We start from the raw sequence: 11338 nt of genomic DNA on the forward strand, positions 1-11338 counted from the left end.
CTTAGCAGCGAAGCTGTCCTAGAATCTCAGCAGCGAAGCTGTCCTAGAATCTCAGCAGCGAAGCTGTCCTAGCAGGACGTAGTCCGCCCTAGAAGCGCAGCGCACTAAAGTCTAGCTAACAAAACCAAAAATAGTTAATACAGAAACCATGGTTAGCAGTAACACAAAATTACGCTTACTTAATGCCAGTAATGCCAAAGTAGATTGCACACTCAACGGCGCATCTCCTGCTTCAGGTAAAGACTCTGCGGCAACCGCAGTATGGGTCACTATTGTTTTAGCTTCAGTATTAACACTTAAACCATATTGTCGCCAAGCGCTTAACCCTTCACTAAACTGGCCACTTAACACATAACCAAAGCTAAACACCCGACTTGGTAACCAATCAAATATCATCTGTAAACGATCTACCAATGGCATTTCAAGCTTATTCTTACTGTTGTACTCACTATAAAAACGCACCGTACAATATAAAATGGCACCAACAGGGCCTAAAAATATTAAATATAATGCCACCGCGCCGTAATAGCGGTAATTAATCCACGCCACCGTTTGGCCTACTTTGCGGCCTAAATCCTGTTCGTCCACGACATCCAAAGACTCTGTAGGATCCAACTCGCTAGCGTAACGATAACAAGCTTGTACATCGCCGCGACATGCCGCTTGAATATACTGCTTAAACACACTTCGTAATGTTTGGTGACTAAAACAAATAATCGATATCAACACCCAAAATAATAAGCTCAATAAATCAAAAAAAATGCCATCAAGCAGAAAACTGATTAACAGGACTAATAAGGCAGGCAACACGATTGCAATCACGACACCAACTGCTGACTTTAATGATTGGCTATCCCAAAACTGCTTTTGGTAACGCATCATCACACTATCGAACTGCCAACCACTCGGCAGAAGCTTCATACGCTCAACTAGAATTGCCACTAACAATGAAAATAACGCCATGAATATCCTTTTAACTTCTATTCAGTTGCTGCTGTCGCAATTAAAGAACAGTGCTTACGTGGGCGATAGCTACAAATGCTCTCAGCAAATGCGATCAACAAATGCGACCAACAACAGTTATGTCCACAAGACTAGCCTAAGCAACGGCAATGGCTTGCATATATCGAGGCCAATCAAAGCTAAACCCGGGGTCAGTTTTACGCCCTGGTGCGATATCGCAATGGCCGACAATATTATTTACGTTAATCATAGGATATTGCGCCATTAACTCCAATGTTAACAGCATTAATTGATGATATTGCTCATCGGTATAACCACTACTATCGGTGCCTTCCATCTCAACACCAATCGCAAAGTCGTTACAGCCCGTACGCCCGTTGAATTCAGAGATACCAGCATGCCATGCTCTGTCATCACAACTCACATACTGCACTACTTCACCATCGCGGCGAATTAAAAAGTGTGCCGAGACTTGCAAGCCTGCCAACTCAGCAAAACTGTCGTCAGCCTCAGTATCTAAGCAGCCTTGAAAAAGTGCATCAATGTGCGGTAAGCCAAAACAACCCGCCGGTAAACTAATATTGTGGATCACCAACAAACTCACCTCATCTGTTGGCCGTGAATTAAAATGTGGCGAAATACACTTTCTAGCGCTGGCTAACCAGCCTTGTTTTAATAAGCCTTTTGGCATATCCATCCTTCTAAACATAACTAGATAACTTCAACAAGAGTGAAGAGATGAGATTGTAAGCCAAAATCAGAATGTTTGGCCTATTGGATATCAAACTTGTCATTCGCTTTGCTAACTAGGTGCGACCACTTATCACTCGTAATGTGAGTACTAAGCTTATTGTAAGTCAATGCAATACAGTTAGCGGAGCAAAGAATTATTTGATCACCGCCTATTATCCCGAGTTAAGCTTCTTTAACCATTCTCAATCTGAATTTAACAGCATAAAATAGAAAAACCAACACTGAAAATTGCCGACTTGATAGTGTCAGTATATAGCCAAGTTATGGTAATCTTTAACAAATGCTTTCTGTAACAAACACTCCGTTGAATGCAGATACTGTTTAGCCTTATCACACTCTTTAGCAAGGACTTTGCTTATGTTAGAAAACGACATCCGCCATGCAGTGCAAACAGCGCTTGATGAAGACTTAGGTCACACAGCCCATAATACCATTCACGATATGCTCAATGCTGATATTACCGCTCAGCTTATCCCAGCAGACAAACACGTTTCCGGTGCGTTAATCACCCGCGAAGATGGGGTTTTTTGCGGTAAAGCGTGGGCAGAGCAAGTATTTAATCAACTAGGCAGTGAAGTCGTGCTGCATTGGCATGTTGATGACGGTGATTTAATTGTAGCCAATCAATTGTTATGCGAACTATCTGGCCCAGCACGCGCGATTTTAACTGGCGAACGTACGGCAATGAACTTCATTCAAACCTTGTCAGGGGTAGCCAGCTTAACCAAACTGTACGTTAATAAACTTGCAGGTACTCATACTCAATTGCTCGATACCCGTAAAACTATTCCAGGTCTTCGCACCGCTCAAAAATATGCAGTAACCTGCGGTGGCGGCAAAAACCATCGAATTGGTTTATTCGATGCATTCTTAATCAAAGAAAACCACATTATGGCTTGCGGCGGCATCTCACAAGCCATTACAGCAGCGCGCGCTTTAGATAGTAACAAGCCAGTAGAAGTCGAAGTAGAGTCACTTGAGGAGCTAACCCAAGCACTCGATGGCGGAGCCGATATCATTATGCTCGACAACTTTGACGTCACCATGATGGTCGATGCCGTCAGTCTTAATAATCGTTATAAAGATCAAGATAAAGGCGCTAAGTTAGAAGTTTCAGGTAATGTCACGTTAGACACCCTAGCCACCTTTGCACAAACTGGAGTTGATTATATTTCAGTAGGTGCCTTGACGAAGCATGTCAAAGCATTAGATTTATCGTTGAGATTAAAGGCTTAATACTTACATTTGCTAGGTTCTAGAACGGACTGCGTCCTGCTAGGTCGCTGCGCTTCTAGAACCTAGGCTTTTAACTCGTATCTCATCACTTGCCACAGCTTGCGATCTCTCGTCACCGTATGTCACCGCTTGCTACCAATATTTTATAGCATCTAACAGCGCAGCGTTCTAGAACCTAGGCCTTTTAGTTTTTACCCTGCGACAACGCTAAAGCAGAGATGTTGAAATAATTTGGGTATAAACCTGCCACATCGACCATCAAAAAAAGCGCCAGCAAAATGGCATTTGTTGCAGTATTGTCAAATAAAATCATCCACACACCTAACACGTCAAAAAACATATAGGGTATAATGTGCGGAAAATGTGAAAACAGAGCCTTTTTAGACATTTATTTTTAATTTGTATCATAAAACTATTCCTTTTCTAAGCCTTTTATACTAACGTTTAGCGTAGGCGAGTTGGCCTTTCGGCCATGTACTGCAATAATAAAGTTGTAAAAAACGTCTATGCTTTATCAATTGTGTAACATTGATTCAACGCTTTCTTATTGATATCGATATTACGAATTAATAAAACGAGCGTTTTACACTAGTATCGCAACTCAGCCGAAATGCTATACTGACACAATAAAGAAAGTAGCTGGTTGTTATCCATTAATGACAGAATTCACAGTCAAATGGATAATAAACATAGCGATGGCTAAACTATAAAACGAGTGATACTGAATATGTTTCATAGGTTTAGTCCTCTAAAGCACATTTTAGAAAGAATGAATTAATAAACCTTGTCATCATGGACTCATAAAGCTTATACCATTGCTTACAATGGTATAAGTAATATGCACAAGCGACGACATAAACGACATCGTGACAATTAATGTCACATATTTGTGTCTGTAAGGCCTTAGGCATATGGATTGCCATTTATCACACTCAACTATAAACAAGTGTGCAAAATATCTAGGATTGAAACTGCCACAGCCTATTTTACGGAGAGAAAAATGAAAGGTATTAACCAAATCAAAAACGCTAAGGGTTTCACCCTTATCGAATTAATGATCGTAGTCGCGATTATCGGTATTCTTGCAGCAATCGCACTGCCTGCTTATCAGACCTATACCAAGAAGGCTAAATTTTCAGAAGTAATTCTCGCAACGAGTGCTTTTAAAACTGCTTTTTTAGTTTCAGCTCAAACAGGAAAGTTATCTGCGTTAGCTGATGCGGATGCAGGTAAACTTGGCATACCGGCTGCAGTTGGTGCTAGCGGTGTAATAACATCAGTAACAATTGAAAATGGGATTATTACCGCAACAGGTACTACAGCGGTGGACTCAGTAACATATATCTTAACGCCAAACGGTATCACGCCACCAATCCAATGGACAGAAAGTGGCACATGTCTAGCCTCTGGACTTTGTTGATATTGAAGTTCACATAATAATTAAGTGAATATATGCAAAATACCGCTCTTCATTTAGGTTTATCTACCTTATTTATTCGTAAAGGCTTGCTAAGTGAAGAGCTTATGACATCTGCAATATCAGATGCACGTAAGACTAAACAACCCTTAGTTTCTACATTAATATCCTCTAAGATAGTGTCTGCTAGAGAAATTGCAGAACTTTGCTATGAAGAATACGGCACTCCTCTACTCGATTTAAATGAGTTTGATATATCAAGTATTTCTGAAGACTTACTTAACAAAAAGCTCATAGAAAAGCACAAATGTTTACCACTTTTCAAACGGGGTAATCGTCTTTATATTGCCACCTCAGATCCGACCAATATAGCCGCTCTTGAAGACTTTCAATTTAGTTTAGGTTTGCATGCCGAAGCTATTCTCGTTGAGGATGATAAGCTCTTAAAAGCACTTGAAAAAATCATTGAAGATGACATTTCAGGCTTAGACTTAGCCGGCGTGGACGAAGAAGCACTTGCTAATATGGAAGTGACCGATACTGAAAGGCGTGATGAACCTACCGGTGACAGCAGTGACGATGCCCCCATTGTTATTTATATTAATAAAATCCTTACTGATGCTATCCGTAAAGGCGCTTCCGACTTACATTTTGAACCCTATGAAAAGCGCTATCGTATCCGCTTCCGTATCGATGGTATTTTGCATGAAGTGTCAGAGCCACCAGTCAATCTATCAAATCGGATTTCGGCCCGTTTAAAGGTAATGTCAAAACTCGATATCGCCGAGCGTCGAGTGCCACAAGATGGCCGCATAAAAATGAAGCTGTCACGTACCAAATCGATTGATTTTCGCGTCAGCAGCTTGCCGACCATTTGGGGCGAGAAAATAGTGATGCGTATTTTGGATTCCTCTTCTGCCCAGCTGGGTATTGAAAAGCTCGGTTATGAAGACGATCAACGCTTATTATACGAGGAAATGCTCGCTAAACCACAAGGTATGATATTAGTCACTGGCCCTACGGGTTCGGGTAAAACAGTCTCCTTGTACACCGGTCTCAATATTCTTAATACCGAAGAACGTAATATCTCCACCGCAGAAGATCCGGTCGAAATTAACCTTGAAGGGGTTAATCAGGTCCACATTAATTTAAAAGCCGGTTTAACTTTCGCCTCTGCACTTCGCTCATTCTTACGTCAAGATCCTGATGTAGTAATGGTAGGTGAAATCCGCGATTTAGAAACCGCCGAAATTGCTATTAAAGCCGCACAAACGGGCCACTTAGTATTATCAACCCTGCATACTAATTCGGCAGCGGAAACGTTAACCCGTTTAATCAATATGGGTGTGCCTGGTTATAACATTGCTAGTTCAGTTAACTTGATTATTGCTCAACGACTTGCCAGACGCCTATGCCCAGCATGTAAACATGAAGAAGTAATCCCAATTGCAGAACTGCAACGCCTAGGATTTAATGAAGCCGATATTGCCAAAGGTTTTACCGTATTCAAACCTGTTGGTTGTGAGTTATGTTCAGGTGGTTATAAGGGCCGAGTAGGCATTTATGAAGTGATGAAAATGAGTGATGAAATTGCCCGCACGATTATGGAAGGTGGTAACTCACTCCAAATTGCCACTCTTGCCAAGCAGCAAGGGATGCGCGATTTACGTCAATCGGGGTTACTCAAGGTCATTCACGGCGTAACAAGTATCGCAGAAATTAACCGTGTCACCAGCTTTTAATTCATCTATAGTCAAATCATTAATAGTAATATCTGCTATTTAATTGATTAATCGCTATTGATAATAGTGATTTAGAGTGGATGCAGTGAAACAATAAAAGGACTGGCTAAATGGCCACAGCAACAGTAAAAAGAAAAGCGAAGGTAAAAAAGGCCACCAAACATCAACCTAAAGTGTTTACCTATCAATGGAAAGGCCTCAACCGTGATGGCCAACGTACTTCTGGTGAGCTAAAAGGCTCCACGATTGCTGAAATTCGCAGTGTATTAAAAGCGCAAGGTGTCACACCTAAAGGAGTGCGCAAAAAGTCTGCGCCATTATTTAAAACAGAAAAAAGCATCACCGCAATGGACATTGCGATGATCACTCGCCAAATTGCTACTATGCTTGCGGCAGGTGTCCCTTTAGTCACTACCATCGAGCTCCTCGGTCGCGGCCATGAAAAAGCTAAAGTGCGTGAGTTATTAGGTACTATTTTATCCGATGTCCAATCAGGTATTCCACTTTCAGATGCATTAAGGCCTCACAGAAGATATTTTGATGATTTATACGTTGACCTAGTTGCAGCCGGTGAACACTCTGGCTCACTCGATGCGGTATTTGACCGCATAGCCACCTATCGCGAGAAAGCCGAACAATTAAAATCCAAAATCAAAAAAGCCATGTTCTATCCTGCTGCTGTAGTTATCGTTGCAATATTAGTAACATCACTATTACTGTTATTTGTCGTACCACAATTTGAAGAGATTTTTAACGGTTTTGGTGCCGAATTACCAGCTTTCACACAATTAATTATTAATATATCCCGCTGGCTTCAAGCATCTTGGTATTTTTTTGCTATTGCAATTTTTATAGGAGTCTGGCTCTTTAAACGAGCACACCGTACTTCTCAGAGTTTTCGAGACCGGATTGATCAAATGGTGCTTCGAATCCCTGCTATTGGTGACATTCTTCATAAAGCTGCGATGTCGCGTTTTGCTCGTACCTTATCGACTACCTTTGCCGCTGGCGTGCCATTGATTGATGGGTTAGAGTCTGCCGCCGGTGCATCAGGTAACTATGTTTATCGTAAAGCACTACTTAAAGTTCGCCAAGAGGTGATGTCGGGCATGCAAATGAATGTAGCTATGCGCACCACGGGGTTATTCCCCGACATGCTAATTCAAATGGTGATGATTGGTGAAGAATCAGGTGGTTTAGATGAAATGCTAAATAAAGTAGCTAACATATACGAAATGCAAGTTGATGATGCGGTTGATGGCTTATCAAGCTTAATTGAGCCGATTATGATGGTGGTAATTGGTACTTTGGTCGGCGGTTTGATTGTCGGTATGTATTTACCTATTTTCGAAATGGGTAATATTGTCGGTTAAATTAAATAACACTTTACATAATAAGAAAAAATGACTGAATTTATCACAACTTTTATTGCAACAATGACTCAATACCCTTGGGTCTTTATTGCGATTAGCTTTATTTTTGCTGCTACCATTGGCAGCTTTCTTAACGTCGTGATCCACCGTTTACCGGTGATGATGAAACGTGAATGGCAAAGCGAATGTAACTTTTATCTCAATGAATATCATCCTGACATTGTCAAACAAGTAGGCAGTGAGCGTTTACAGAAAACCATCGATCCCTTTCCTGAAAAATACAATCTGGTAGTGCCAGGCTCTGCATGCCCTAAATGCAAAGCCAATATAAAACCTTGGCATAATCTACCAATACTAGGTTGGATGATGCTAAAGGGTAAATGTGCCGATTGCAAAACCAGTATTTCAAGCCGCTATCCCATTATTGAACTGTTAACTGGTATATTAATTGCCGCATTAGCCTGGCATTTTGGCCCTACATGGCAATTTGTTTATGCCAGTATTCTAACGTTTGTGTTAGTGGCGTTAACAGGCATCGATTTAGATGAAATGCTATTACCGGACCAACTCACGTTACCAATCCTGTGGTTAGGATTAATCATTAACCTTAAAGGCATTTATACCAGCCCTGAAGACGCGATTATCGGCGCTGCTGCAGGGTATTTAAGTTTGTGGTCGGTATTCTGGTTATTTAAATTAGTCACTGGCAAAGAAGGCATGGGCTACGGTGATTTTAAACTATTAGCCGTTTTCGGTGCCTGGTTAGGCTGGCAAATGTTACCACTAATTATTCTATTATCTTCACTGGTAGGCGCGATAGTGGGCATTACCATGATTATGGCTAAACAGCTCAACAAAGGTAACCCTATCCCCTTTGGTCCTTATATTGCTGCAGCAGGCTGGATAGCGTTAGTATGGGGACATGACATTCTCAATTGGTATCTTAGTACGTTATGAGCTTAAACAAGTATGTTGTGGGTTTAACTGGCGGCATTGCCAGTGGCAAAACCACCGTGGCTAACTTATTTGCAGAATTTGGCATAGACTTAGTGGATGCCGATGTTATTGCCCGAGAAGTGGTCTCAATCGGCTCTGATGGATTAAAAGCAATAGCGCAACACTTTGGTCAGTCACTGCTATTAACCGATGGTAGCCTCGATAGAGCAGCTCTGCGAGCACAAGTATTCGATAATCCTCAACAACGCCTGTGGCTCAATAATTTACTCCATCCAATGATCCGCCAAAAGATGCTCGACCAAGTGCAAACATCGACTTCTGCATATGTAATAATGGTAGTGCCCTTGCTATTTGAGAATCATTTAGATAGTTTAGTTGATACTACTTTGGTTGTAGATATAGCACCAGAGTTACAGATTTCAAGGACGATGCAACGTGATGGTGTCAGTAAACAACAGGTAGAGTATATTCTGGCGAGTCAAATGACTCGAGAGCAACGACTCGCTAAAGCTGATAACATTATTGATAATCAAGGAGAATATGAGCTGTTGCGCAGTCAAGTACTTCGTCTGCACCAACAATACTTACAACAGGCAGCCGATTTAGAAACTAACGTCAATGACTGATTTAATTTATGAACAACCATTAAATGAAAAAATACGCAGTTATTTACGTATAGAAAACCTTGCCCTACAGTTGCAACAGCATGCCGAAAAAGATAATCAACATCAATGTTTTAGCCCTTTATTTGCTCTTACCGAACTAACTGAACGTTGTGATTATCGCACCGATATTTTAAAAGATATTGAAAAACAGATTCAGATAATTTCTCATTGGCGTACTCACTCAAATGTAGATAACGCTCAAGTGGATCAACTCACCCAAAAGCTAATCGCATTAAAATCGCCACTGCAAGCACAAGAAAGAATTGGCTGCAGCCTTAAACAAGACAAATTTATCTCAGCCTTACGACAGCGTTTCAATATGACTGGAGCATACTGTAATTTCGACTTTCCTCAACTGCACTTTTGGCTTGGCAAAGACTGGCAACATCGACAGCAAGATATCAAAAGTTGGCTTATTCAATACCAGCCTATACTAGCTCCAATAGCATTACTTCTGGAACTCATTCGAACGACAGCAGATTTTGGTTTATACCAAGCTCCAGTGGGTTTCTATCAAGGCAACTCTGTACAACCGTTGTCATTAATTCGAGTGCAAATAAATTCCAATCAAAACTGCTACCCTACGGTCAGCGGAAATCGAAATCGTTATGCAATTCATTTTGTAGATTTCGATTTACACCGTCATACCAGTGAAACTGTTGAGTTCTCACTAGCAACCTGCACATAAACACTTTAACATCACTAATAATATTAATAACTAAGAATGATTATGCCTTTAACAGTTGTAAACTGCCCAATTTGCAGTACCAAAGTTGAATGGAAAGACGAATCCCTATTTAAACCTTTTTGCAGCGAACGCTGTAAACTGATCGATCTTGGCGACTGGGCTAGCGAGAAACATGCTATTCCGGTTAAGCACGATATAGACCTAGATCTGTTGGATGATGCTGGTTTTGATGAAGGTGACTTCTTCAAACAATAAGTTCAAATTATAAGGGGCAAAACTTGCAAAAAAGAATCCATGTCGCTGTCGGTGTCATCATTAATCAAAATAAACACATTTTACTGGCTAAAAGGCTCGGACACCTTCATCAAGGAGGAAAGTGGGAATTCCCAGGCGGTAAGGTAGAAACAAATGAAACGGTTACTGAAGCGTTAATCAGAGAGCTCAAAGAGGAAGTTAATCTTGATGTATCTAATTCAACGCCCTTCATGGACATCAGTCATGATTATCCAGATAAACATGTCAGACTCGACATTCATTTAATTACTGAATTTTCAAACCAAGCTAAAGGTATGGAGCAGCAACAAATTGAATGGGTGTCGATCGATAGAATTGCGGAATATGATTTCCCTGAAGCTAATAAACCTATCGTAGAAAAGATATTAGCTGAACTCTGATATTGCTCCTGTCTATCTAAAAACGATTTGAAACAATAAGTCCATTGCTAATAAGGTAATGGACTTAAACCTGTTTTTTATTCACAACCACAAATACTCCTTCTCTTTAAATACTCATTGCATATTAATATGTATATTCATTTAGCCACAATTCATTGCCACGAATACCATATTATATAATCACTTAAAAACTGAATCGAGATAAATAGTAATAGATGATAGCAATGACATGGGTCCAACAGCGGCTAAAATAGCAGTATAAAAATGATCTTCTTTTTGTTGACCACTTCAAATGAGAAATAATACCATTTACATTAATTGATCAGTATTGCCCACCGCCTAGAACATAATTGAATCACCCTTTCAGATTTGCAATAAAGCGATTCCATGCAATGGAGCACAGCTCAACAACATGGTCATATCCACTAGAACAACGATTGACGAGTTCATTCTGACGAAGACATTGCCACACTTGTTCTATGGGGTTGAGTTCTGGGGAATAAAGGGGAGAAGCTTAAGGATACTAAGGTTATCAGAGTCCTCAGTCAGTTCTTGTTGATGCCAACCTGCGCCGTCCATGATGACCAAAGCATGGCGACCCGATTCGGTAGCCTCTGAAATTAATGTTAAATGCTCCCACATATATTCACTGTTGGCATGCGGTGCAATAATAGCCTCTGTCGTGCCCGTTGCAGGACACACCGCACCATATAAATATGCTGATTCGAACTGTTGTTGCCTTACTGCTCGTGGTCGGGTTCCTTTCGTTGCCCAAATGCGGGTCGTGGTATTTTGCTGACCAAATCTAGCTTCATCTTGAAACCAAACATCAATGCGATCTAACGCCACATGACCAGGGGTGTTAAGGAT

12 protein-coding genes and 1 pseudogene are annotated in these 11338 nt (G+C 40.9%); 9 read left to right on the top strand and 4 right to left on the bottom strand.

Annotated elements, in window-relative coordinates:
* Positions 1-111: 111 nt before the first annotated feature.
* Entirely contained in the window at positions 112-963 is an 852-nt protein-coding gene (gene ampE, locus H5181_RS19890) for a beta-lactamase regulator AmpE (protein ID WP_182751845.1), read from the bottom strand.
* A 136-nt stretch (positions 964-1099) separates the two neighbouring features.
* Entirely contained in the window at positions 1100-1654 is a 555-nt protein-coding gene (ampD, locus tag H5181_RS19895; protein WP_182751846.1) for a 1,6-anhydro-N-acetylmuramyl-L-alanine amidase AmpD, read from the bottom strand.
* A gap of 419 nt (positions 1655-2073) precedes the next feature.
* Between ampD and nadC the strand changes: the two genes are divergently transcribed.
* Positions 2074-2952 carry a carboxylating nicotinate-nucleotide diphosphorylase gene (gene nadC, locus H5181_RS19900; protein ID WP_123776806.1) on the top strand — a complete coding sequence of 293 codons (879 nt, stop codon included), beginning with the start codon at positions 2074-2076 and terminating at the stop codon, positions 2950-2952.
* 184 nt (positions 2953-3136) lie between these two features.
* Here the strand turns inward: nadC and H5181_RS20845 are convergent, their stop codons facing one another.
* Positions 3137-3265 (bottom strand): hypothetical protein, encoded by a 129-nt coding sequence (locus H5181_RS20845; RefSeq protein WP_259397092.1) that lies wholly within the window; start codon positions 3263-3265, stop codon positions 3137-3139.
* Positions 3266-3952: 687 nt separating this feature from the next.
* Here H5181_RS20845 and H5181_RS19905 point away from each other — a divergent pair.
* From H5181_RS19905 to mutT, 8 genes are all read left to right on the top strand, one after another.
* The gene (locus H5181_RS19905) at positions 3953-4372 is read left to right on the top strand and encodes a prepilin-type N-terminal cleavage/methylation domain-containing protein (protein ID WP_220491850.1); all 420 of its coding nucleotides are present in this window, start codon (positions 3953-3955) and stop codon (positions 4370-4372) included.
* 32 nt (positions 4373-4404) lie between these two features.
* Positions 4405-6111, top strand: coding sequence for a type IV-A pilus assembly ATPase PilB (pilB, locus tag H5181_RS19910; RefSeq protein ID WP_182751847.1), 1707 nt, complete (start codon positions 4405-4407; stop codon positions 6109-6111).
* 110 nt (positions 6112-6221) lie between these two features.
* Positions 6222-7484, top strand: a complete 1263-nt coding sequence (locus H5181_RS19915) for a type II secretion system F family protein (RefSeq protein ID WP_182751848.1) — start codon at positions 6222-6224, stop codon at positions 7482-7484.
* 30 nt (positions 7485-7514) lie between these two features.
* Positions 7515-8441: an A24 family peptidase gene (locus H5181_RS19920; protein ID WP_182751849.1), complete on the top strand. Its 927-nt coding sequence runs from the start codon at positions 7515-7517 to the stop codon at positions 8439-8441.
* Complete coding sequence (gene coaE / locus H5181_RS19925) at positions 8438-9067, top strand: dephospho-CoA kinase (RefSeq protein WP_182751850.1); 630 nt, start codon at positions 8438-8440, stop codon at positions 9065-9067. Before H5181_RS19920 ends, coaE begins: the two co-directional genes overlap by 4 nt.
* The gene (zapD, locus tag H5181_RS19930) at positions 9060-9794 is read left to right on the top strand and encodes a cell division protein ZapD (RefSeq protein ID WP_182751851.1); all 735 of its coding nucleotides are present in this window, start codon (positions 9060-9062) and stop codon (positions 9792-9794) included. The genes coaE and zapD overlap by 8 nt, the downstream gene beginning before the upstream one ends.
* A 42-nt stretch (positions 9795-9836) precedes the next feature.
* Positions 9837-10049, top strand: a complete 213-nt coding sequence (yacG, locus tag H5181_RS19935; protein ID WP_182751852.1) for a DNA gyrase inhibitor YacG — start codon at positions 9837-9839, stop codon at positions 10047-10049.
* A 23-nt stretch (positions 10050-10072) separates the two neighbouring features.
* Positions 10073-10468: an 8-oxo-dGTP diphosphatase MutT gene (mutT, locus tag H5181_RS19940; RefSeq protein ID WP_182751853.1), complete on the top strand. Its 396-nt coding sequence runs from the start codon at positions 10073-10075 to the stop codon at positions 10466-10468.
* 314 nt (positions 10469-10782) lie between these two features.
* On the opposite strand, the pseudogene H5181_RS19945 reads toward mutT, so the two are convergent.
* A pseudogene (locus H5181_RS19945) lies at positions 10783-11338 on the bottom strand (IS630 family transposase); the annotation flags it as partial.

It is taken from the genome of Shewanella sp. SG44-2, from assembly GCF_014164215.1.
GTDB lineage: Bacteria > Pseudomonadota > Gammaproteobacteria > Enterobacterales > Shewanellaceae > Shewanella > Shewanella frigidimarina.

Excerpts from the sequence above, each read along its gene's own strand:
- H5181_RS19915 (WP_182751848.1), top strand. The coding sequence starts at position 6,222 with ATGGCCACAGCAACAGTAAAAAGAAAAGCGAAGGTAAAAAAGGCCACC.
- ampD (WP_182751846.1), bottom strand. The coding sequence starts at position 1,654 with ATGCCAAAAGGCTTATTAAAACAAGGCTGGTTAGCCAGCGCTAGAAAG.
- zapD (WP_182751851.1), top strand. The coding sequence starts at position 9,060 with ATGACTGATTTAATTTATGAACAACCATTAAATGAAAAAATACGCAGT.
- yacG (WP_182751852.1), top strand. The coding sequence starts at position 9,837 with ATGCCTTTAACAGTTGTAAACTGCCCAATTTGCAGTACCAAAGTTGAA.
- pilB (WP_182751847.1), top strand. The coding sequence starts at position 4,405 with ATGCAAAATACCGCTCTTCATTTAGGTTTATCTACCTTATTTATTCGT.
- H5181_RS19905 (WP_220491850.1), top strand. The coding sequence starts at position 3,953 with ATGAAAGGTATTAACCAAATCAAAAACGCTAAGGGTTTCACCCTTATC.
- coaE (WP_182751850.1), top strand. The coding sequence starts at position 8,438 with ATGAGCTTAAACAAGTATGTTGTGGGTTTAACTGGCGGCATTGCCAGT.
- ampE (WP_182751845.1), bottom strand. The coding sequence starts at position 963 with ATGGCGTTATTTTCATTGTTAGTGGCAATTCTAGTTGAGCGTATGAAG.
- H5181_RS20845 (WP_259397092.1), bottom strand. The coding sequence starts at position 3,265 with ATGATTTTATTTGACAATACTGCAACAAATGCCATTTTGCTGGCGCTT.
- nadC (WP_123776806.1), top strand. The coding sequence starts at position 2,074 with ATGTTAGAAAACGACATCCGCCATGCAGTGCAAACAGCGCTTGATGAA.
- H5181_RS19920 (WP_182751849.1), top strand. The coding sequence starts at position 7,515 with ATGACTGAATTTATCACAACTTTTATTGCAACAATGACTCAATACCCT.